Here is a 22,923-nt window from a genome sequence, read left to right on the forward strand (position 1 = left end):
TACGACCCATGCATTCAGTTTCAAGAGGACGCTTATGGCAGACAACCGTGTCAGGAACAGTGGTCAGAAGTTCATCGCGCGCAACCGGGCGCCGCGCGTGCAGATCGAATACGACGTCGAGATCTACGGCAGCGAACGCAAGATCCAGCTGCCCTTCGTGATGGGCGTCATCGCCGACCTCGCGGGCAAGCAGACCGACCCCATGCCCGATCTCGCGGAGCGCGAGTTCATGGCGGTGGACATCGACAACTTCGACGAGCGCATGAAGTCCATCAAGCCGCGCGTCGCGTTCCAGGTGCCCAACACGCTCACCGGCGAAGGCCAGATGAACGTGGACATCACCTTCGACAGCATGGACGACTTCTCGCCCGCGCGCATCGCGCGCCAGGTCGACGCGCTGCAGCAGCTGCTCGAGGCGCGCACCGAGCTGTCGAACCTGCTCTCGTACATGGACGGCAAGAACGGCGCCGAGCAACTCATCGCGCAGGCGCTGCAGAACCCGGCGCTGCTCAAGTCGCTGGCGTCCGCGCCCAACCCCGCGGTCGCGCAGGCGGCCGCCGATGCCGCAGCAGCCAAGCAAGCCGACGACAGGACCGCACCATGAGCACCGCATCCCAGCAAGGCGCACGCGCCCGCACCGCCACCGTCGAAGCGCTCGAGCCCAACGAGTTCTCCGACCTCCTGCAGCGCGAGTTCAAGCCCAAGACCGAGCAGGCGCGCGAGGCGGTGGAGAACGCCGTCAAGACGCTGGCCGTGCAGGCGCTCGAGAACACCGTCACCATCTCGAACGACGCCTACCGCAGCGTGCAGGCCATCATCACGGAGATCGACCGCAAGCTGTCGGAGCAGATCAACCAGATCCTGCACCACGAAGACTTCCAGCAGCTCGAAGGTGCGTGGCGCGGCCTGCACTACCTCGTCAACAACACCGAGACCGACGAGCAGCTGAAGATCCGCGTCATGTGCGCATCGAAGCGCGAAGTGGCGCGCTCGCTCAAGCGCCACAAGGGCATCGGCTGGGACCAGAGCCCGATGTTCAAGAAGATCTACGAAGCGGAGTACGGCCAGTTCGGCGGCGAGCCCTTCGGTGCGCTGATCGGCGACTTCCACTTCGACCACAGCCCGCCCGACGTCGAGATGCTCGGTGAGATGGCCAAGATCGCCGCCGCCGCGCACTGCCCCTTCATCGCCGGCGCCTCGCCCACCGTGATGCAGATGGACTCGTGGCAGGAGCTGTCGAACCCGCGCGACCTGACCAAGATCTTCCAGAACACCGAGCACACCGCGTGGCGGTCGCTGCGCGATTCGGAAGACGCGCGCTACATCGGCCTGGCCATGCCGCGCTTCCTGGCGCGCCTGCCCTACGGTGCGCGCACCAACCCGGTCGACGAGTTCGAGTTCGAGGAAGAAACCGATTCGGCGCTGCACACGCGCTACACCTGGGCCAACTCGGCCTATGCGATGGGCGTGAACATCAACCGCTCGTTCAAGCAGTTCGGCTGGTGCACCTCGATCCGCGGCGTGGAGTCGGGCGGCGCGGTCGAGAACCTGCCCACCCACACCTTCCCCACCGACGACGGCGGCGTGGACATGAAGTGCCCGACCGAGATCGCCATCAGCGACCGGCGCGAGGCCGAGCTCGCCAAGAACGGCTTCATGCCGCTGGTGCACCGCAAGAACTCCGACTTCGCGGCCTTCATCGGCGCGCAGTCGCTGCAGCAGCCGGCCGAGTACTACGACGCCGACGCCACGGCCAACGCCAACCTGGCGGCGCGCCTGCCGTACCTGTTCGCGTGCTGCCGCTTCGCGCACTACCTGAAGTGCATCGTGCGCGACAAGATCGGTTCGTTCCGCGAGCGCGAGGACATGGAGCGCTGGCTCAACGACTGGATCATGAACTACGTCGACGGCAGCCCGGGCACCTCGTCGCAGGACACGAAGGCGATGAAGCCGCTGGCGGCGGCCGAGGTCCAGGTGGAAGCCATCGAGGACAACCCCGGCTACTACGCCGCCAAGTTTTTTCTCCGGCCGCACTACCAGCTCGAGGGGCTGACGGTGTCGTTGCGGCTGGTTTCGAAGTTGCCGTCCAACAAGAAGGACAGCAGCTAATTCCACTGTCCCGCTACCGGGCAATTCATCGATAACTTTTGGGGGTCAATCATGGCAGTAGACATGTTCATGCGCGTCGAGGGTGCAAACGGCGAGTCCAAGGACTCCAACCACAAGGACTGGACCGACATCAAGTCGTTTGCATGGGGAGCGACGCAGCCTGGCAACATGGTCAGCGGCGGTGGCGGTGGCGTGGGCAAGGCCAGCTTCAACGACCTGCAGGTGCTCGCGCGCATCGACAAGGCGGCGCCTTCCGTGCTGAAGAACTGCGCGAGCGGCAAGCACCTGAGCAAGGTCGAGGTGGCCGTGTGCAAGGCCGGCGGCTCGCAGATCGAGTACACGCGCGTCACGCTCGAAGAAGTGCTCGTCACCTCGGTGCAATACACGGCCGAGCAGGGCGGCGATGCGGTGCTCGTGCAGTACGCCTTCCAGGCCGCGAAGGTGAAGCAGCAGTACTGGGAACAGACCGACAAGGGCGGCAAGGGCGCCGAGACGGTGCTGGGCTGGAACATCAAGGAAAACAAGGAAGCCTGATTTCCTTGTTGCGCGGCGGGGCCGTGGCCTTCGGGGCCATGCAGCCCCCGCCGGCGGTCCACAGCCGTTTGTCTGTCTCCTGCGGCGGCCCTTCGCGGCGCGCCGCCTTTCACCTTTCAGCCAGTCAACGGGGAAGTTTCATGGGCGATGGGTTTGCAGTGCTGGGCGAGCGCTCCGTGGCCGAGCACACCGAATGGGTACAGCGGCAGATCCGCGCCAGTCCCCAGAATGCCGGCCTGCGCCTTGCCCTGTGCCACTTCCTCGCGCTGCGCGGCGAATGGCAGCGGGCCGAAGACCAGCTCAAGCTCGCCACCAAGCTCGACCCCACGTTCACGCCGGCCAGCGTCACCTGCGCGATGGCACTGCGGGGCGAGCGCGAGCGCTCCGACTTCTGGGCCGGCGGCGGACGCACGCCGGCCATCGTCTCGGGCAATGCCGACTGGGTCGAGCAGCTGCTCGGCGCCGCCGTGTTGCCCGCTGAACGTGCCGACGAGGCTGCGGCACTGCGCGAGGCCGCGCGTGACGCGGCGCCCGCGCTGCAGGGCACGCTGACCACCGTCGACCGCTCCGATGCGCGAGCCGTGCAGGCGCTCGATGGCGAGCCCGCGGCGCACAGCGACTTCGCCTGGCTGTGCGACGGCGACGCGCGCATCGGCGCCGTGCTCGAACTGTTCACGCCCTCGGGCTACGCGTGGCTGCCGCTGCCGGCGGTGCGCCGCATCAAGTTCTCGCGCCCGCAGCACCTGGTCGACCTGCTGTGGGCACCGGCCGAGATCGAGCTGCACGACGGGCGCGGCCTCAACGGCCTCGTGCCCGTGCGCTACCCGGGCGCGCTCGACAGCCTGGACGACGAGACCGCGCTGGGCCGTCGCACCGACTGGCAACCGCTCGCGGGCGACGACCAGTTCGCGGGCATCGGCCAGCGCACGCTGATCAGCGAGGCCGGCGACCACTCGCTGCTCGACCTGCGGCGCATCGAGTTCGAAGCCGCAGCGACGGAAGGCGCGGCCCCATGACCCCCGCCGTCACCACCGACATCGACGGCGACGCCCAGGAAAGCGTCGCGCGCGACCGCCTGCAGCCCGTGCTGCTCGACCGCCTCACCGACAAGGCGCCGCAGAACGGCCAGGAGCGCGCGGGCGCCTTCCTCATGAGCGGCAAGCTGCTGCGCGACTCGGTGCTGCGCGACCTGCAGTGGCTGCTCAACACCACCAACTTCGGCGCCGAGCACCGCATCAACGGCATGCCGCGCGCACGCGGCTCGGTGGTGAACTACGGCGTGCGCGGCTGGGCCGGTGGGCGCATGTCGGAGGTCGACTTCGCCGACGTCGAAGCGGCCATCCGCGCGGCCATCATCGACTTCGAGCCGCGCATCATGAAGGACAGCATCGACGTGCGCTGCGTGACCGATGCGACCGACCTGGAGCACCACAACCTGCTCGCGCTGGAGATCCGCGGCACGCTGTGGTCGGTGCCGTATCCCATCGAGTTCATCCTGCGCTCCGAGCTCGACCTCGAGAGCGGGCACATGGTGCTGCGGCCGACAGGAGGGCTGTGATGGACGCCAAGCTCCTCGACTACTACAACCGCGAACTCACCTACATGCACGAGCTCGGGGCCGAGTTCGCGCAGCGCTACCCCAAGATCGCGGGCCGCCTGGGCATGCGCGGCATCGAGGTCAGCGACCCGTACGTGGAGCGCCTGCTCGAAGGCTTCAGCTTTCTCACGGCGCGCATCCAGCTCAAGATGGACGCGGAGTTTCCGCGCTTCTCGCAGCGCCTGCTCGAGGTGGTGTACCCCAACTTCCTCGCGCCGCTGCCCGCGATGGCCGTGGTGCAGATCGACGGCAACCTCAACGAGGGCTCGCTGAAGGCGGGCTACGAGCTGCCGCGCCACACGCTGTTGCGCGGCCGCATGATCAAGGGCGAGCAGACGGCCTGCGAGTTCCGCACGGGCCATGCCGTCACGCTGTGGCCGATCAAGATTTCCGAGGCCAGCCTCGGCCCGGTGCCGGCCGAGATCGCGCATGCGCTGCCGATGGCGGCGCGCCAGGCCAAGAGCGCGATCACCATCAAGCTCGAGGCCGTGGGCGGCGCGCGCTTTTCGGAGATGCCGCTCGATCGGCTCGAGTTCTTTCTCTCGGGCGCGGAGCTGCACGCGCTGCGCGTGCTCGAACTGGTCGCTCACCACAGCGTGGCCACCGTGTGCCGCGCCGGCCCCGGCAGCACGGCGCGCATCGTGCCGCTGGGCGACGAGGCGATCCGCCACGAGGGCTTCGACCCCGAGCAGTCGCTGCTGCCCTACGACGCGCGCTCGTTCCAGGGCTACCGCCTGCTGCACGAGTACTTCGCCTTTCCCGAGCGCTACCTGTTCTTCAGCGTGAAGCACCTGCGCGCGGCAGCCTCGGCCATCGGCGGCACCACGATGGAGATCGTGATCCTGCTCGACCGCGCCGACGCCGATCTGGAGCGGCTGGTCGACGCCAGGCACTTCTCGCTGTTCTGCACGCCCATCATCAACCTCGTGCCGCGCCGCAGCGACCGCATCCCGGTCGGGCCCGGCCAGCACGAGCACCATGCGGTGATCGACCGCACGCGCCCGCGCGACTTCGAGATCTTCACCGTCGAGCGCGTCACGGGCCACATGGCCAACGGCTCCGAAGAGCGCGAGTTCCGGCCCTTCCTCGGTTCGTTCGCGTCCGACGACGGCGACTTCGGCGCCTACTTCTCGCTGCGCCGCGAGCCGCGCCTGGTGTCCGACCGCGCACGCGCGCAGGGCACGCGCACCAGCTACACCGGCAGCGAGGTGTACGTGTCGCTGGTCGACCAGCACGACGCACCGTTTCCGCACAGCCTGCGCCACATCACCATCGACGCGCTGTGCACCAACCGCGACCTGCCGCTGCTGCTGCCCACCGGACTCGAATCGGACTTCACGTTGCGCGTGTCGGCGCCGGTGCGCGGCGTGCGCATCCTGCGCGGCCCGTCGCGGCCGTATCCGGCGCTGGCCGAAGGCGCGCTCACCTGGCGCCTCATCAGTCACCTGGGCCTGAACTACCTGAGCCTGACCGACGTCGATGCCACGCAGGGCGCCGCGGCGCTGCGCGAGATGCTCGACCTGTACGGCAACCTCGCCGACCCGGCCGTGCGCCGGCAGATCCAGGGCGTGCGCTCGATGGCGCTGGCGCCCGTGTTCCGCCGCCTGCCCGAGCCGGGCCCGATCGTGTTCGGGCGCGGCGTGGAGATCGCGCTGCAGATCGACGAGGTCGCGTTCTCGGGCGCGAGCCCGTACCTGTTCGGTGCCGTGCTGGAGCAGTTCTTCAGCCGGCATGTGTCGCTCAATGCCTTCACCGAGTTCGCGCTGTCCAGCCTGCAGCGCGGCGAAATTGCGCGCTGGACCCCGCGCGTGGGACGCCGCCCCACCGTATGAGCACGACCGGCCTCACCGACGACGCGATGCTGCAGGTGCTGCCGGCAGAGACCGAGACGCGCGAAGAAGCGGCCGTCGATGCGCGCAGCCCCACCCACACCAAGGCGAAGTCCGCGCCGCGCCGCGGCGTGCCCGAGGCCGACCCCGCGCTGTGGGCCCGGCTCGTCGAGCAGCCCTTCGAGCACGACCTGTTCATGCTGCTGCGCCGGCTCGACGCGCAGGGCGGCCATCCGCTGCTGGGCCGCGCGCCGCGCCCGCGCGACGAGCCGCTGCGGCTGGGGCAGGAGCCCTCGATGGCCTTTGCGCCGTCGAACGTGTCGGGCGTCGAGGTCGACGAAGACGGCGCGCCGCGCATCTCGATCTACGGCTTCGGCCTGTTCGGCCCCAACGGCCCGCTGCCGCTGCACCTGACCGAGTACGCACGCGAGCGCAAGCGCCACCATGCCGACAACACGCTCAGTGCGTTCGCCGACCTGTTCCATCACCGGCTGATCCTGCTGTTCTACCGCGCCTGGGCCGACGCGCAGTCGGTCAACAGCCTGGACCGCACCGACGGCCACCGCTTTGTCGACTACGTGGCCAGCCTCATGAACATGGGGCAGCCCGGCCTGAAGGCGCGCGACCGCATCGCCGACCATGCGCGCACCCACATGGCGGGGCACCTGGTGCGCCAGACGCGCAACCCCGAAGGGCTGATTCAGATTCTTCGCCTGTACTTCGACGTGCCCGTGCGCGTGGTCGAGTTCGTGAGCGACTGGGTGCACATCGACGAGCGCCAGGTCAGCCGCATCGGCCTGCTCGGGCGCAACCACCGCCTCGGCAGCGGCGCCACCATCGGCCTGGCGGTGCGCGATGCGCAGGGCAAGTTCCGCCTCGAACTCGGCCCGCTGTCGCAGCAGCAGTTCCGCGAGTTCCTGCCGGGCAGCCCGCGGCTGCAGCAGGTGGTCGACTGGGTGCGCCAGTACGTCGGCATCGAATTCGCCTGGGAGCTGCGGCTGGTGCTCAGCAAGCCCGAGGCACGCGGCATGCGGCTGAGCAGCGATCAGCGCCTGGGCTGGGGCAGCTGGCTCGGCACCCGCCTGTCCGACACCGACGCCGGCGACATGGTGTTCCAGCCCGAGGCGCTCTTTTCCCGCAACGCACCGGCTTCCTCATGACCGACATCCGCCGCGTCTCTCTTTTTTCGAAACTGAACCCGATGCTGTACAAGGCATTGGAGACCGCCACCGCCTTCGCCAAGCTGCGCGGCAATGCCTACGTGGAGCTCGTGCACTGGCTGCACCAGATCCTGCAGCTGCAGGACAGCGACCTGCTGCGCATCATCAAGCGCGCCGGGCTCAACCTCGATGCGGTCGAGCAGGACCTCGTGCGCGCGCTCGACAGGCTGCCGCACGGCGCCACGTCGATCAGCGACATCTCCGAGCACGTCGACCATGCGGTGGAGCGCGCGTGGGTCTATGCCAGCCTGCGCTTCGAAGCCACCTCGATCCGCGGCGCCTACCTGCTCGCGGGCATCGTGAAGACGCCGGGCCTGCGCCAGGTGCTCTCGGGCATCTCGCGCGAGTTCGACAAGCTCGTGCCCGACGTGCTGGTCGCGCAGCTCGCGGCGTGGACCGAAGGCTCGCCGGAAGACGACTACGACGCCGCGTCGGAGGCGGGCGGTGGCGCACCTGTGGCGCAACATCAAGGCGATGCCCCCGCCGCCGGCGGCTCGGCCCTGGCCAAGTACGCGAGCGACCTCACGGCCAAGGCGCGCGCCGGCGAGCTCGACCCCGTGTACGGCCGCGACGACGAGATCCGCCAGATCGTCGACATCCTCATGCGCCGCCGCCAGAACAACCCGCTGCTCACCGGCGAGGCCGGCGTCGGCAAGACGGCCGTGGTCGAAGGCCTGGCCTCGCGCCTGGCCGCCGGCGACGTGCCGCCTTCGCTGAAGGACGTGTCGCTGTGGGTGCTCGACCCCACGCTGCTGCAGGCCGGCGCGGGCGTGAAGGGCGAGTTCGAACAGCGCTTGCGCCAGGTGATCGACGAGGTCGAGAAAAGCCCCAAGCCCATCGTGCTGTTCGTCGACGAAGTGCACACGCTGGTCGGCGCGGGCGGCACCGCCGGCACCGGCGATGCGGCCAACCTGCTCAAGCCCGCGCTCGCGCGCGGCCGGCTGCGCACCATCGGTGCCACGACGTGGTCGGAGTACAAGAAGTACATCGAGAAAGACCCGGCGCTCACGCGGCGCTTCCAGACCATCCAGGTGCACGAGCCCACCGAGCCCAAGGCCGTGGTCATGCTGCGCGGCATCTCGGCCGAACTCGAGAAGCACCACGGCGTGCTCATCCTCGACGCCGCGCTCGAAGCGGCCGTGAGCCTGTCGCACCGCTACATTCCCGCGCGCCAGTTGCCCGACAAGGCCGTGAGCCTGCTCGACACCGCGTGCGCGCGCGTGGCGCTGAGCCAGCATGCGCTGCCTGCGGCGCTCGAAGATCTGAAGCGGCGCATCGAGGTGCTGGGCATCGAGTCGGGCATCGCGGGGCGCGAGGCGGCGATCGGGGTCGGCGAGCACCAGCGCGTGGAAGACATCGCGGCGCAGGTGGCTGCCGCGCAGGCCGAACTCGCGCTGCTGGAGCAGCGGCGCGTGGAAGAGGCCGCGTCGGTCGAGCGCATCGTCGCGCTGCGCAAGCTGCTGTCGCCTGCGGCGGTGCCGGTGCAATCTGAAGCGGAAGATGACCGCGAAGAGAAACCGCCTGCCGAGCCCGAGCGAACACCCGAAGCCATCCGCGCCGAACTCAACGAAGCGCAAGACCAGCTCGTGAAGCTGCAGGGCGAGACACCGCTCATCCTCGCGGCCGTCGATGCGCAGGCCGTCGCCACCGTGGTCGCCGACTGGACCGGCATTCCCATCGGCCGCATGGTGCGCGACGACGCGCAGTCGGTGCTGCGCCTGGGCGAGATTTTGTCGGCCCGCGTGGTCGCGCAGCCCGATGCGCTGGAGACCATCTCGCGGCGCATCCGTACCGCGCGTGCGCGGCTGGACAACCCCAACAAGCCCGTCGGCGTGTTCCTGCTGTGCGGCCCCTCGGGCGTGGGCAAGACCGAGACCGCGCTCGCGCTGTCGGAGGCGCTGTACGGCGGCGAGCAGAACCTCGTCACCATCAACATGAGCGAGTTCCAGGAGTCGCACACCGTCTCCACGCTCAAGGGCGCGCCGCCCGGCTACGTGGGTTATGGCGAAGGCGGCGTGCTCACCGAGGCCGTGCGCCGCCGGCCCTACAGCGTGGTGCTGCTCGACGAGATCGAGAAGGCGCACCCCGACGTGCACGAGATCTTCTTCCAGGTCTTCGACAAGGGCTGGATGGAAGACGGCGAGGGCCGCCACATCGACTTTCGCAACACCGTGATCATCATGACGTCGAACGTCGGCACCGACCTCGTCATGCAGCTGTGCGAAGACCCGACGTTGCGCCCCGACCCCGAGCCGCTGGCCGCCGCGCTGCGTGAGCCGCTGCTGAAGGTGTTCGCGCCCGCGCTGCTCGGTCGCCTGGTGGTCGTGCCCTACTACCCGCTGCAGGCCGATGCGCTGCACCGGATCATTCGCCTGCAGCTGGACCGCATCGCGGCGCGGCTGCAGGCCAACCACGGCATTGCATTGGCTTACAACGACAGCGCCGTCGCGCTTGTCGCACGCCGCTGCACGGCCATAGAGTCGGGTGGCCGGATGATCGACGCGATCCTCACGCACACCATCCTGCCCCGGCTGAGCGAGGAAGTCATCGGCGCCACCGTCAGTGCGCGCAAGCTCGCCGGCGTGCAGCTGGGCGCGGCGGGTGACGACTTCCAGTACGAGTTTTCAGAACGCCCCGCGTAGACACAAGGGAGAGCCGCATGGACAGAGTCGTCAAAGCCCACACCCCGCTTGGAGAGGAACAGCTGCTGTTCCGCTCGATGCACGGCAGCGAAGGGCTGTCGCAGCTGTTCGAGTTCGAGGTCGACCTGCTGAGCCCGAACACCTCGGTCGACATGAAGGGCCTGCTCGGCAAGCCGCTGGCGCTGGAGGTCCAGACGCTGAGCGGCACGCCGCGCTACCTCAACGGCCAGATCACGCGCTTCACCATGATCGGGCGCGAGGGCGGCTCCTCGCGCTACACCGTGTACCGCGCCTCGGTGCGGCCGTGGCTGTGGTACCTCACGCGCACCAGCGACTGCAAGATCTTCCAGAACAAGTCGGTGGTCGAGATTCTTGAAGACGTGCTGGGCGAGTACGGCTTCGCCTTCGAGAAGAAGCTCAGCGCCTCGTACCGCCAGTGGGAGTACTGCGTGCAGTACCAGGAGACCGACTTCGCCTTCGTGAGCCGCCTCATGGAGCACGAGGGCATCTACTACTACTTCAAGCACGACAAGAACCAGCACACGCTGGTGCTGGCCGACGACATGAGCGCGCACGAGACGCTGCCCGGCTACCCGAAGATCGGCTACCTCGCGAGCGACCGCGCCACCGACCCCGGCCGCGAAGTGATCGACCAGTGGGAGGTCACCGAAGAGATCCGCCCCGGCACCTACGTGGTCGACGACTTCGACTTCAAGAAGCCCCGGGCCGACCTGCTCAACACGCGCAGCCAGCCGCGCGGCAACGACCACGGCCGCTACGAGATGTACGAGTGGATGGGCGGCTATAGCGATGCGGGGCAGGGCGAGCACTACGCGCGCATCCGCCTCGAGGAAGCGCAGGCCCAGGCCGAGGTCGACACCGGCCACACCAACGTGCGCGGCATGGCGCCCGGCTACCGCTTCACCATGCAGAACGCACCGCGCAACGAGGACAACCGCGAGTACCTCGTCGTCTCGGTGATGTACAGCCTGCGCGAAGGCGGCTACGCCAGCGGCGGCGTGCCGGGCGAGTACAGCTTTCACTTCGGCGTGCAGCCCACCTCGTTCCCCTTCCGCGCGCGCCGCATCACGCGCGTGCCGAGCACCCAGGGCCCGCAGACCGCCACCGTGGTCGGCCCGCCCGGCGAGGACATCTGGATCGACAAGTACGGCCGCGTGAAGGTGCAGTTCCGCTGGGACCGCTACGGCCAGCGCAACGAAGACAGCTCGTGCTGGGTGCGCGTGTCGAGTGCGTGGGCGGGCTCCAACTTCGGCGCGGTGAACCATCCGCGCGTGGGGCAGGAGGTGATCGTCGATTTCATCGCGGGCTGCCCCGACCGGCCGATCATCATCGGGCGTGTCTATAACGCCGACCAGATGCCGCCGCTGGAATTGCCGGCGAAGGCGACGGTCAGCGGGTTCATCAGCCGCACGATCAAGGGCGATGGCGAGCTGGCCAACCACTTCATCATCGACGACGACCCGGGGTGCGAGTCGATCAAGATCCATGCGCAGAAGGATCTGACGATCGAGGTGGAGAACAACGAGACGCACACGGTGGAGGGCGAGCGCACCACCTTCATCGACGGGGCCGACAAGTACACGGGCGACACTTCGCTGGACGAGACCATCAACGGCCCGCACACCCTGACGGTGAACAAGGGCGGGCCGCAGAAGATCACCGTCAACGGGGGTGACCAGTTCATCAAGGTGGATGGCGGCAACCAGCAGGTCGATGTCATCGGCAACCAGACCATCCACGTGACCGGCAAGCGGCACGACACGGTGGACACGGGCGAAGACCGGTTCATCAAACCCCACCTGAATGAAACGGTCACCGGGACGAAGGACCTCACGGTCACCGAAACGCACACCGAGACCGTGGGCCGCAAGATTCTTAAGACCACCAAAGGTCGGTGGGAGGTGGACGTCGCCATGTTCGCGACCCTGAAGACGGGCGGCTTCTACAAGGCGAACATCAAGGGCAACTACACCGTGGAGACCGAAGGCGGGGACATCACCTTCAGGGCGCCGGGGAAGAACTGGCTGGTCGAAGCCGACAAGATCACCCACAGCTCCAACCAGAACGAGGTGAGGTACAAGAAAGGCGTGAACACGGAGGCTGGCGAATACGTCACGACCCACGCCAAGGACTTGATCAAGTCCTCGTCCGACACCAAGGTGCATTCGAAGGCGCCGGAGATTCGGACGGAAGCGACGACCGTGCTGGACATCACCGCGCCTTTCAACATCTCGTCGACCTATGTCCTCGCCTTCAACTACGCCACGGCGCTGGTGGACATCAAGGTCGCCAAGCTCAACATGTCGGGTGTCAACATCGCGCTCGACGTGCTTGCCTTCGGCGGGGCCGTCTGGCGCAACGAGACCTCCTCGCTGTACACGTACTGGTGATGACGGCCCGCCGGATCACACTGCTGGTGTGCGTCGCGTCGATCGCGGTGCTGCTGCTGGTCGGCCTGATCTTTCCACGCATCGCCGGGACGTCCACGGCGGCGAATCTCACGCTCGGGGCCGTGGTCGGCGGCGGGATCGTGCTGACGATACTGCTGTGCGTGGGCGTGCACTTCTGGGTGTCCCGCAAGCCCGAACCCCATGACACGCGGCCGGCGCGCATCGTCGAAGCCAGCTCGGACAACACGATGGTGCTGAACCAGTACGTCATCCGGCTTGTCGTCGAGTTCGACGGGCCGGGTGGCGAGCGACGCCGCGCACAGGTGGAGCAGGCCGTCGACATGATCGACATGGCGGGCTACGCGCGCGGCCGCGAAGTGCTGCTGCACCGCGGCAGCCGTGGCGGCAAGGAAGTAGCCTGGGTGAGCCAACCCGATCCGCGCATCGACGAAGGAGCCGCCTCTTGAGGACCGTGAAGCCGATCCACCTGAGCATGCTCACGCATCCGTACCGCTGGCAGCGCAGCGACCACCTCGGGGTCGCGGTGATGGCCATGAGCACCCTGGGCGACAACCCGCATCTGGTGCTGGAGCAGGAGCTGTGGAAAAGCACGGCCGAACTCATCGGCCCCGGCGCAGTGCTGGACCTGGGCGTGCCCAAGCTGGTGCCCGAGGTGCTGGTCAGCGGCTACGCCTACACGAGCCACCAGCAGGACAAGACCAGTTGCGCGGTGAAGCTGCAGATCGCCGGGCTGCAGAAAACCCTCACGGTCCACGGCGACCGCTACTGGCTCGACCGCCGGGCCACGGCGCCGCAGCCTTTCGAGAAGATGCCGCTCGATTGGCGGCATGCCTACGGCGGCCCTGGCGTGCCGGAAAACCCGCTGGGCATGGGGACGGTCGAAGAGCTCGTCAACGGCGTGCGCGCCACGCGGCTCGCGCACATCGAGACGCCGGGCCGGCAGCCCACGTCGCCGAAGCAGGCCGTGCCGCCTGCCGGCTTCGGCGCGATCCCGCCCGACTGGCCGCAGCGCGCGTCGCTGATGGGCACGCAGTACGGCCAGGGATGGCTGGAGAACGACTACCCGGGTCTGGCCAAGGACGCCGACTGGCGCCACTTCAATGCGGCACCGGCCGATCAGCGCTGGGAAGGCCTGCAGGAAGTGCCCACCGGCGCGGCCTACGAACTCTGGAACATGCATCCGGACATTCCGGTGCTGCGCGGGCAGCTGCCGCGCTGGCAGGCCCGCTGCTTCGTGCAGCACACGCCCAGCGGCCCCGCACTGCGCGAGGTGCCGCTGCGCCTGAGCACGGTCTGGTTCTTTCCGCACCTTGAACGGATGGTGCTGATCTGGCACGGCGTGTTCCCGGTCACGCAGGACGACGCGGCCGACGTGCCGCTGGGCATGGCGGCGCTGGAGCGCATGGACGACACGCCGCGCACCCTGGCGCACTACGAGTCGGTGCTCAAGCTGCGCTCGGAACCCGAACGCGGCGGCCTGCACGCGATGCGCGACAAGGACCTGGCGCCCCCGGAGGTGCTGAGCGACTGGGCCGATACCTTTCCGGCATCGGTCAACGAACCGCTCGTGCGCAACCTGCGCGCGGGACAGCAGCGCGATCACGAGCGGCGGCGCGAAGAGCTGCGCGCACGCGGCCTGGACCCGGAAGTACACCTGCCCGCGCTGGCCCCGCCGGAACCTCCGCCGCACGTCGATGACCTGGTCGAGCACCTGGAGCGGATGGAGGCGCAGGGCCGCGACGCCAAGGCAAAGATGGAGGCGTTCGCCAGGCAGGCGGACGCCTCCGGTGTGTTCGCCCTCGATGCGCTGGGCGCAGGGCCGTCCCTGGCTGAGGAAGATGACGGCGACGGGAAGGACGATGCGCTGGTGCTGCCCGTGCCGCCGCCTTCCGACACCGCGTCGGCGTTGCGGCAGCAGGCCGGTCTTTATTCGGCCCACCTGTCGAGTCCCCGGCCACCGGCGCCCTCGTTCCGTTCCGCCAAGTGGCGCCGGCGGCTCGAAGCCGTGGACCCGGCGCAGCGCGACTTCTCGCGGCTCAACCTCACCGGCGTCGACCTGTCCGGCATGGACCTGCGCGGCGCACGCTTCGTGGAGGCCGTGCTGCAGGACACGAACCTGCGCGGCGCGCAGCTCGACGACTGCGATTTCTCGCAGGCCGTGCTGGTGCGGGCCGACCTGAGCCAGGCCTCGATGGCGCGCGCGAAGCTCGTCAAGACAAACCTGGGCAGTGCCCGCTGCGAGCAGACCGTCTTCGACGGGGCCGAGCTGCGGGAAGCCAGTTGCGACAAGACGCGCTTCGACGGTTGCCGCATGGTGGGCATGCGCTTCGAGCTGACGCAACTGGGCGAAGCGACGCTGCAGCGCTGCGATCTCAGTCGCTCGCACTGGCAGCAGATGGTCGTGCTGCGCCTGAAGCTGGAAGACCTGCGCTTCGACGGTGCGAGCTTCGACCAGGTGACCTGGGTCGAATGCCGCCTGCAGAACGTGTCTTTCGTGGGCGCGCGCCTGGAGCGCTGCGGCTTCGTCACCGCCGACTGTTCGAACGGTGTCGATTTCTCGAACGCGCACCTCGAAGGCAGCGGCTTCGCGCACGGCTGCACGCTGGCGCAGGCCCGTTTCAACTCGGCCCTTCTCAAGGAGTGCGGCCTGCGGACCACGCCGATGCGGCAGGCCGACCTGAGCGATGCGCGCATCGACAACAGCGACCTGTCGGAATGCGACCTGAGCCATGCGCGGCTGGACCGCATGGTGGGTGGCGACAGCCTGTTCATCCGCACCAATTTTTCCGGTGCGTCGCTGCGCGAGGCCAACCTGATCGACGCGAACCTTGTCAAGGCCGACCTGCGCGGCGCCGACCTGACGCGCGCCAACCTGTTCCGCGCCGACGTGTCCCAGGTGCTGTTCGACCCCGCGACGCGCATGGATGGCACCTACACCAAGCATGCCAAGGTATGGCCGGCGCGTCGACCCGAGGCGCCGACCGCATGACCCGCGATGAACTGCTCGACCACATTCGCCATGGCGTCCAGGTCCGCACCGCCGACTGCCGGGGGTGGGACATGAGCGGGCTGGACCTGTCCGGCGCGATGCTCGACCACGTCGACTTCAGCGGTGCCCGCTTCACCGGTGCCAACCTGGAGGGCAGCGTGCTGACGCACTGCCGCCTGGACGGCGGGGACCTGTCGCGCAGCACGCTCGACAACGCGCAGTTCTTCAGCTGCCGGCTGCCGCAGGCGACGCTGGACGGTGCGCGGTGCGAAGGCACCCGTTTCTCGGAATCGACGCTGCCGCAGACGAGTTTCCTGGAAGCCCATGTCGATAACGCGCTGTTCTTTCGCTGCGAGCTGACGCAAAGCCGCCTGCGGTCGGACCATTTCAAGCAGGTTTCCTTCACGGAGTGCCGCCTGGAGGGGATCGACTTCTCGGGCTCCACGCTGCACTCGGTCACCTTCCATCGCCAGGACCTGACCACGGCGGTGTTCGCGGGCGCGAGCTTCGACACCACGCTGTTCATCGAGTGCGACCTGACGAAGCAGCGCTTTCCCGCGCAACGGTTCTTGCGCTGCGTGTTCACCGACAGCCGGATGGACCACGTCGATTTCGGCAACGCCGCCCTGGTGCAGTGCATCTTCAAGGGCGCCTCGCTGCGCCAGGCCAACTTCGCGCAGGCGGATGCGCCCAACGCGCTGTTTCCGGCCGCGGACCTGCGCGGCGCCACCCTGCAGCGCGGACGCTTCGATCGCGCCATCTGGGTGGAAGCCCTGCTCGAAGGCGCGGACCTCAGCGAGGCCCACATCCACGAGAGCGTGTTCCATCGGGCGCGCTGCAAGGGCGCCAGCTTCCGGGGGGCCAGCCTGCACGACGCCGATTTTTCCTACGCCGAGCTCGTCGATGCCGACCTGCGCGACGCGCAGTTCCTGCGAACGCGCGTGCATCGCACGGTGGAGGACGGTGCGCGGTTTTCGAGGCGCAAGGGCCTCATCGAGAGCGATCCCGAGCTGCACAAGGCGCAGACGTGGTCCAAGGTTCAGTGACGGCGAATGCAGCAATGCGCCGCATCGCAGGTCTTCCCGCAGATCAGACAAGGAGATTCACCATGACAGTCGTTCCACTGCGCACACCGGTCGAAGTGTCCGGGCCGGTCCAGCACCTGGGCCAGCTGGTGTCCGTCGATGCCGACGGGCTGTTCGAGGTGCACACCGAAGACGGCGCCACCTGGCACTGCCGCCGCGCCGCCAGCTGCCTGCTGCAGCCGCAGCCGGGCGACACCGTGCTGCTGTCGGGGCCGGACTCCCGGCGCGTCTACCTCCTGGCCGTCATCGAGCAGGCTGACGCGTCGGTGAGCCGCATCGAGGCGCCCGGCGATCTGCGCCTGGCGGCGCCCGCGGGGGCGATCTCGATCGAAAGCGCCGCGGACCTGCGCCTTCACAGCGCGGCGACGCTGCAGATGCAGGGCGCGCAATGGGCGCTCGACGCGCAACAGGCGCAGTGCGACGTGCGCGAGATGCGCTACACCGGGCAGGCGCTCGATGCCACGGTCGGCCGGCTGCGCCTGGTCGGCCAGGTGTTCGAGTCGGTGGCCGAGCGCGTGATGCAGATCGCGCGCAACGCACTGCGCTTCGTCGACGGCGTCGAGCAGGTGCGCGTCGGCCACCTCGACCTGCGCGCGCAGGAGACCGCCATCGTCCACGGCAAGCACGTGGTGATCACCGGCAAGGAACTGATGAAGGTCGACGCCGGGCAGATCCACATGGGCTGAAACAGACGCATCCCACCCCACAACAAACCCAAGGAGAAAACACGATGTTGGCGACACACCAATGGATGGGCGGCGCACTGGCGTTCCCGGACGTCTGCAAGATGCCGTTCCCGTTCCCGTTCTTCAACCTCGGCCTGCGGCCGATGACTATTCCGGCGTGCTGGCACATCCTGCTGTACGGCGGTCCGATGCACAACCTCTTCGCCAAGACGCCCATCACGCTGCTCGACCAGCCGGGGGTGCTGGGCGGCATCATCTCGCAGGTGTTCATGCAGGTGCAGCGGCACATCACAGGCTCGTTCACCTTGCTGCTGCGCGGCGGGCCGGCCACGCGGCTGACCAGCCTGGCGATTCAGAACCGCATGAACATCATCGGCTTCGAGTGCATCCCCGGCCTGCACTTCAAGTTCTTCAACTTCAAGTTCTGAAGCGCTTCGGTCGCGGCCTGGCGAGGGATCAGGCCGCCGGCCCCGCCAGCGTCACCTGCTGCGGCGACCCCACCCACACCGCCAGCGCCGAGTAGTTGTCGCGCGACTTGTCGGCCTTGGCCTCGGCCGCGCGGCGCAGCAGCGCGAGCCACTCTTCCGCGCTGTCGGCCAGCTGCAGCGATCGTTCCATCACCTGCTGCGAGATCAGCTGCCAGAGCCCGTCGGTGCACAGAAGGAACGCATCGCCATCGGCCAGCCGCTGCGGCGTCGACACCGACGTCTCCGCCGTCGCACGCGCACCGAGCGCGCGGTACAGCAGGTTGCTCTTCACCAGGCGCTCGCCACCATTTGCGCCCTGGCCCGCGGCGGCTTCGCCCGAGCGTTCGGACAGGCTGTGGTCTTCGGTGCGCTGCATCAGCGCGCCGCGGCGGAACCAGTAGAGGCGGCTGTCGCCGACGTGGGCCCAGCAGGCCTCGCCGGTGGCGCGGTCGACGAACAGCGAGACGATGGTCGCGCTCATGCGGCTCTGGTCGGCCAGCTCGCGCTGCTTGGCGAGCACGGCGTCGTTGGCTTCCTTCACCGCGTGGCGAATGTCGTCGGCCGCGACGGACGGGTGGTCGACGAAGGTGTTGAGCGCAGTGTCGACCACGATGCGCGAGGCCAGCTCGCCGCCCGCGTGGCCGCCGACGCCGTCGCTCACGACGAAGCAGGCGTTGCGTTCGTCCAGGTGATAACCGATGGCATCCTGGTTGCCGCTGCGTTCGCCCACGCACGAGAACTGCGAGGTCGAGATGGGCACCGCGAAGGCGTGGGTGGCTTCAAGCACGGCGCGCCTCCTTCAAGCGTTCCATCTCGCGGTCGTAGGCCTGCTGGAAGGCGCGGCCGAAGACGGCCTGGAAGTCGTCCTCGACGGCGGCGGTGGTGTGGGCGTGCAGCTGCTTCAGCTGGCGCCACAGCCGCGCCTCGCGACCACCGGGCAGCAGCTTCTCGCCGAGCCCGCCGTCGTGCGGCGTGGCCTTGTCGAGGCCGCCCGGATCGAAGCGATGCAAGAGCGTGAGCAGTGCGGCGCGCATGCCGGCGACCATGCCGAGCTGGTGCGACTGCAGGTCGCCCAGCGCATCGTGCACGGCGGCCTCGGGCGTGAGAAAGCCGGGCATGCGTGCGCCGAACATCTGCATCAGCACGGCGCGGCCGTTGGGCAAGATCTTGAAGGGGTTGTTCTCTTCGTCCACGATCATGGTGATCTCGGCGCGCACCTCGCGCTTGAGCATCGCGCGCGACGACAGCAGCTCGATGGTGCCGTCGGTGAAGGCGCGCATCAGCCGGCCGAGATGGCGCATCGCCTCGGCATCGAGCGGCTGCTGGCCCGCGATCTCGGGCACGCCGGCGCCTTCGAGGAACGCCTTGAACAGGTCGTCGCCGGAAGAGGGGGCGCGTGGCGAGGTCGGCGCTGGTGCAGGAACTGCAGCGACGGGCAAGGCAGGCGGCGCTTCTTCAGGAACCGCCGGTGCAACGGGAATCTCCGGCGCTGCGACAACAACGGGCTCCTCCTCAACAGGCGCAATCTCTTCCACAGGCTCCGGCATGGCGACCGAGGGCGCAACCGCCACCGGCTGCGGCGGATTGAACTGCGAGGTCATCTCGCGCGCATGGTTCGCGAGGCTGTGGCCCGACGACGCGGCCGGCGGCCGTGCGATCAGGTCCATGGCCGGGTGCACGTCGTCGAGCGGGTTGTCCTGCGTCAGCGCCGTGGGGCGCGGGTCGGACAGCGGCGAGGGCGCATCGCGGTCTTCGGCGAAGAAGGAGAGCGGGTCCATGCTGCGCTTGAGCGCGAGGTCCGACAGGCCCTGCGTCGCCTGCGGGTCCAGCCCAGCGAGCGGATCGACGGGGTTGCGCTGCGCCTGCGAGGGCAGGGCGAAGGGCTCTTGCGCCAGCGGGTCGGGCATCGGCGCCGCGGCATCTTCGGCACGGCGCGGCGCGTTCGCGAGGATGGCGTCCCAGTCGGCGGCCGACGGCATCTGCGCGGAGACCTGCGTGGTCGTGGAAGGCGCTGCAGAAGTGGCAGAGAACGGCGGTGGCGGTGGTGCAGGCAAGGGCGCAGGGGCCGGTGCATTCACTGGCGTGGGCGCGAAGGTCGGCATCGCGACCGTCTTCTCGGGCGGTGCATCGCCAAGAGGTAGCGCGCCTTCGCCGAACAGGTCCGCAAAGACATCGGAGGCCGGCGCTGCAGTGGGCAGCAATGCGCTGATCGACGGGGCCGATGCGAGGCTCGATGCCACAGGCGGAGCAGACGCGAGTTGCGACAGCGACGGCTCGGTGATCGGTGCGGCCGGCGGCTCCGTGAGCGGCTCGGTGATGGGCGCCTCGGCGATCGCAGGCGGTGGGGCCTGGCTTGCACTCGCGGCTTCGAGCACGTAGCTGCCGATGGTCACGCGGTCACCCAGCGCGACGCGCGATTCTTCTTCGTGGCGCAGCGTGCGTCCGTTCACGCTGATGGGCAGCACCGCGCTCATGTTGCGCACCACGGCGGCGCCGTCGTCGTCGAAGCGCACGGTGGCCTGCAGGCGCGAGATCTGCCGGTGTTCGTCGGGCAGCACGAGGTGGTTGTCGGGGCTGCGGCCGATGGTGCCGCCCGGGGCGGCGAGCAGCGCCGAGGGCCCCGAGGCCACGGGCATGCCGCCGTGTTCAATCACTGTCCAGCGCATGGCATCTCCATGTTCGTCGCGGTGGGCGCGAGCGTGCCCGGGCGCGGCCGTGGCCGGCCGCGTGTCATCCGCGCTTCATCTTCTTCGCGGCCTCGAACGCGGGGCCCCACACGGGGTGGGTGCGTTCCGCGACATTCAGGTCGAAGCTCGGGAACACATCGAGGAGCTTGCGGAATTGCGTGCGGCATTCCGCGATCTGGTTGTTCACGCAGTAGCTGAAGGCTTCGAGCTTCAACGCGGCCAGTCGCGTCGCGGGCTCGGCCCCGTCGAACACCGACACGCCGCCGCTCTTCAAGGTGGAGATGGCCTTGGCGTAGTCGCCCGCATCGTAGGCCTGCTGCGCGCGTTCGAGCGTGGTGCGTGCCACTTGCTGGCTCAGGCGTTCGGGTTGCTGTGAGGCATCCGGGGTGCTCTGGCAGCCGCTCAACAGCGCAAGCATGAAGGCAAAAGACAGAACAGGCAGGCAAGACTTCAATCTTTTCTCCTACTTCGCGAGAGGCAATGCGTGAGAGAGGGCGTGCTGTTGCATCACGATGCAACAGCACGCAATGCACACCGTGCGCGTGCATGGTTTCGATAATATAGATCGCGAAGCTTTCAGGGAGATCTCATGCATCGACGGACCTTGATTCAAGGCGCATTGGCCACATCGCCGTTGCTCGCAGGCCTCGCTGGTTGCGCATCGACCGCGAAGTCGATGCCCACGCCGTATGCCATCACCGTGCGCATCGACGACGGCGTGAATCCCGACGGTCGCGGCCAGGCCGCACCGATTCTCGTGAAGGTCTTCGAACTGAAATCTTCCGGCAACTTTGAAACGGCAGACTACTTCGCGCTGCAGGACCGCGACCGCGAGACGCTCATGACCGAGCTCGTGAACGCGGACCAGGCCATCTTGCGCAGCGGCGAGGAACGCGTGTTCAAGCGCGAGGCCGGCCTTGACTCGCGCGCCATCGGCGTGATCGCCGGCTATCGCAAGCTGGAAGCGGCGCGGTGGCGCATCGTGTTGCCGTTGAAGGAGCCGAAACAAACGAATCTTTACAAGGTGTGGCAGTTTTCTCCGAGCGAGCAGAGCTTGCGCATCGCGGTGCGCAAGAGCGGCCTCGAACTGCTACCAAGTCGTTAAGTTTCAGCGCGCGCTAATACGAAAGTGCGGCGCATTCGCCTCTGAAAAGGCATGCAAAACGCAAGAGGCGCCGTGTAGCATCAGGCGCGAAAGAAGATCGAGCGGGGAGCCGCTGTACAGCGCATTTCCCGCCTCCGTGTGAGCACTCCAGGAGGTTCTTTGGTGACAGTTCGCAACGCGGGCGCAGCCGGTCAGGGCGCCCAATCTCAGGCATTGGCGAATCGCGTGGTGTGGTCCGAAGGCATGTACCTGCGGCCCCAGCACTTCCAGCAGATGGAGCGCTATGTCGAGCAGTACGTCACTCGCCGCACCGCGGGCATGCAGGGTGCCTACTGGGGATGGCTGCACCTGGACATCGACCGCGATGCCTTTGCGCTCGGGCGCGTGTCGCTGCTCGGCGGCGCGGGCGTGCTGCCCGACGGCACGCCGTTCTCGTTCGGCCTCGAAGACGCACCGATGCCCTTCGACGTGCCCACCGACCTCACCGACGAACTCATCGTGCTCGCACTGCCGCTGCGCAGGCCCGGCAGCGAAGAGGTGATCTTCTCGGAAGACGAAGGCTCGGCCGCGCGCTTCGGCGTGGTCGAGCGCGAAGTGGCCGACGGCAACGCGGTGGCGCTCGGCCCCGCGGTGCTGCAGCTGGCGAAGCCGCGCCTGCGGCTGGCGCGCGCCTCGTCGCTCACGGCCGAGTGGCAGGCCATCGGCGCGGTGCGCGTGATCGAGCGACGCACCGACCACAAGCTGGTGGTCGATGCCAACTACATCCCGCCGGTGCTCGATGCCTCGGCGCATCCCATGTTGCGCAGCATGACGGCCGAGCTGCACGGCCTGCTCACGCAACGCTCCGAGGCGTTGGCCTCGCGGCTGTCGCAACCGGGGCGCGGCGGCGTGAGCGAGGTCTCCGACTTCCTTCTGCTGGAGCTGGTCAACCGCTACCTCGCGCTCACCTGGCATGCGCAGCAGGCGGTGCAGGTGCACCCCGAGACGCTGTTCGTCGACTGGCTCAAGCTGGCCTGCGACCTGGCCACGCACACCTCGCCCACGCGCCGTCCGGTGGTGTGGCCGGTGTACGACCACGACAACCTCAACGAGAGCATCCGCCCGTTGATGGAAGAGCTGCGGCGTTCGCTGTCGGCGGTGCTCGAGCAGAGCGCCATCGCCATCGAACTCGAAGAGCGCAGCCACGGCGTGCGCGTGGGCCGCATGCCCGACCCGGTGCTGGTGCGCAACGCGGCCTTCGTGCTCGCGGTGCATGCCGACCTGCCGGCCGATGCGGTGCAGCAGCGCTTTCCGACGCAGGTCAAGATCGGCTCGGTCGAGCGCATCCGCGACCTCGTGCAGCTGCAGCTGCCCGGCGTGGTCGTGCGCTCGCTGCCGGTGGCGCCGCGCCAGATCCCGTACCACGCGGGCTACCACTACTTCGAACTCGACAAGGGCGGCGACATGTGGCGCCAGCTCGAGAAATCGGGCGGCGTCGCCATGCACCTGGCCGGCGACTTTCCGGGGCTCGCCATGGAGTTCTGGGCCATCCGTCCGTGAGG

The 22,923-nt window shown here is 68.3% G+C and carries 19 protein-coding genes; 16 read left to right on the forward strand and 3 right to left on the reverse strand.

Features of this window, described 5'->3' with window-relative positions; translation table 11 throughout:
- Nucleotides 1-34: 34 nt before the first annotated feature.
- The 14 genes from tssB (at nt 35) to ACAM42_RS01290 (ending at nt 17,551) form a co-directional block, all read left to right on the forward strand.
- A complete protein-coding gene (gene tssB / locus ACAM42_RS01225) occupies nt 35-604 on the forward strand; it encodes a type VI secretion system contractile sheath small subunit (RefSeq protein ID WP_062473966.1) in 570 nt (189 codons plus the stop codon).
- Complete coding sequence (gene tssC / locus ACAM42_RS01230; RefSeq protein WP_056583649.1) at nt 601-2,109, forward strand: type VI secretion system contractile sheath large subunit; 1,509 nt, start codon at nt 601-603, stop codon at nt 2,107-2,109. The genes tssB and tssC overlap by 4 nt, the downstream gene beginning before the upstream one ends.
- 51 nt (nt 2,110-2,160) lie before the next feature.
- Nucleotides 2,161-2,643, forward strand: coding sequence for a type VI secretion system tube protein Hcp (locus ACAM42_RS01235; protein ID WP_062473964.1), 483 nt, complete (start codon nt 2,161-2,163; stop codon nt 2,641-2,643).
- Between the two features lie 140 nt (nt 2,644-2,783).
- Complete coding sequence (locus ACAM42_RS01240) at nt 2,784-3,659, forward strand: type VI secretion system accessory protein TagJ (RefSeq protein ID WP_369630871.1); 876 nt, start codon at nt 2,784-2,786, stop codon at nt 3,657-3,659.
- Nucleotides 3,656-4,201 carry a type VI secretion system baseplate subunit TssE gene (tssE, locus tag ACAM42_RS01245; RefSeq protein WP_095949841.1) on the forward strand — a complete coding sequence of 182 codons (546 nt, stop codon included), beginning with the start codon at nt 3,656-3,658 and terminating at the stop codon, nt 4,199-4,201. Before ACAM42_RS01240 ends, tssE begins: the two co-directional genes overlap by 4 nt.
- Nucleotides 4,201-6,072: a type VI secretion system baseplate subunit TssF gene (gene tssF, locus ACAM42_RS01250; protein WP_369630872.1), complete on the forward strand. Its 1,872-nt coding sequence runs from the start codon at nt 4,201-4,203 to the stop codon at nt 6,070-6,072. Before tssE ends, tssF begins: the two co-directional genes overlap by 1 nt.
- Nucleotides 6,069-7,229, forward strand: a complete 1,161-nt coding sequence (gene tssG / locus ACAM42_RS01255; RefSeq protein ID WP_369630873.1) for a type VI secretion system baseplate subunit TssG — start codon at nt 6,069-6,071, stop codon at nt 7,227-7,229. The genes tssF and tssG overlap by 4 nt, the downstream gene beginning before the upstream one ends.
- Entirely contained in the window at nt 7,226-9,931 is a 2,706-nt protein-coding gene (gene tssH, locus ACAM42_RS01260) for a type VI secretion system ATPase TssH (RefSeq protein ID WP_369630874.1), read from the forward strand. Before tssG ends, tssH begins: the two co-directional genes overlap by 4 nt.
- Nucleotides 9,932-9,948: 17 nt before the next feature.
- Nucleotides 9,949-12,342: a type VI secretion system Vgr family protein gene (locus ACAM42_RS01265; protein ID WP_369630875.1), complete on the forward strand. Its 2,394-nt coding sequence runs from the start codon at nt 9,949-9,951 to the stop codon at nt 12,340-12,342.
- On the forward strand, nt 12,342-12,809 hold the full coding sequence (locus ACAM42_RS01270) for a hypothetical protein (RefSeq protein ID WP_369630876.1): 468 nt from the start codon (nt 12,342-12,344) through the stop codon (nt 12,807-12,809). Before ACAM42_RS01265 ends, ACAM42_RS01270 begins: the two co-directional genes overlap by 1 nt.
- A 5-nt stretch (nt 12,810-12,814) precedes the next feature.
- The gene (locus tag ACAM42_RS01275) at nt 12,815-15,352 is read left to right on the forward strand and encodes a DUF2169 domain-containing protein (RefSeq protein WP_369632702.1); all 2,538 of its coding nucleotides are present in this window, start codon (nt 12,815-12,817) and stop codon (nt 15,350-15,352) included.
- Nucleotides 15,349-16,398, forward strand: coding sequence for a pentapeptide repeat-containing protein (locus ACAM42_RS01280; protein WP_369630877.1), 1,050 nt, complete (start codon nt 15,349-15,351; stop codon nt 16,396-16,398). Before ACAM42_RS01275 ends, ACAM42_RS01280 begins: the two co-directional genes overlap by 4 nt.
- A 62-nt stretch (nt 16,399-16,460) precedes the next feature.
- On the forward strand, nt 16,461-17,123 hold the full coding sequence (locus tag ACAM42_RS01285; RefSeq protein ID WP_095743172.1) for a DUF3540 domain-containing protein: 663 nt from the start codon (nt 16,461-16,463) through the stop codon (nt 17,121-17,123).
- A gap of 44 nt (nt 17,124-17,167) precedes the next feature.
- Nucleotides 17,168-17,551, forward strand: coding sequence for a DUF4150 domain-containing protein (locus ACAM42_RS01290; RefSeq protein ID WP_354345219.1), 384 nt, complete (start codon nt 17,168-17,170; stop codon nt 17,549-17,551).
- A gap of 28 nt (nt 17,552-17,579) precedes the next feature.
- On the opposite strand, the gene ACAM42_RS01295 is transcribed toward ACAM42_RS01290, so the two are convergent.
- From ACAM42_RS01295 to ACAM42_RS01305, 3 genes are all read right to left on the reverse strand, one after another.
- Nucleotides 17,580-18,377 (reverse strand): PP2C family serine/threonine-protein phosphatase, encoded by a 798-nt coding sequence (locus tag ACAM42_RS01295; RefSeq protein ID WP_369630878.1) that lies wholly within the window; start codon nt 18,375-18,377, stop codon nt 17,580-17,582.
- Nucleotides 18,370-20,256, reverse strand: a complete 1,887-nt coding sequence (tagH, locus tag ACAM42_RS01300) for a type VI secretion system-associated FHA domain protein TagH (protein ID WP_369630879.1) — start codon at nt 20,254-20,256, stop codon at nt 18,370-18,372. The genes ACAM42_RS01295 and tagH overlap by 8 nt, the downstream gene beginning before the upstream one ends.
- 64 nt (nt 20,257-20,320) lie before the next feature.
- On the reverse strand, nt 20,321-20,695 hold the full coding sequence (locus ACAM42_RS01305; protein WP_223301458.1) for a TssQ family T6SS-associated lipoprotein: 375 nt from the start codon (nt 20,693-20,695) through the stop codon (nt 20,321-20,323).
- 171 nt (nt 20,696-20,866) lie between these two features.
- Here ACAM42_RS01305 and tssJ point away from each other — a divergent pair, with 171 nt between their 5' ends.
- Both tssJ and tssK read left to right on the forward strand, forming a co-directional pair.
- Nucleotides 20,867-21,382, forward strand: coding sequence for a type VI secretion system lipoprotein TssJ (gene tssJ, locus ACAM42_RS01310; RefSeq protein ID WP_369630880.1), 516 nt, complete (start codon nt 20,867-20,869; stop codon nt 21,380-21,382).
- A 243-nt stretch (nt 21,383-21,625) separates the two neighbouring features.
- Nucleotides 21,626-22,921 (forward strand): type VI secretion system baseplate subunit TssK, encoded by a 1,296-nt coding sequence (gene tssK / locus ACAM42_RS01315; RefSeq protein WP_235926916.1) that lies wholly within the window; start codon nt 21,626-21,628, stop codon nt 22,919-22,921.
- The last annotated feature ends 2 nt before the right edge of the window (nt 22,922-22,923 follow it).

Origin of the sequence: Variovorax sp. V35 (genome assembly GCF_041154465.1) — a bacterium.
Classification (GTDB): domain Bacteria; phylum Pseudomonadota; class Gammaproteobacteria; order Burkholderiales; family Burkholderiaceae_C; genus Variovorax; species Variovorax boronicumulans.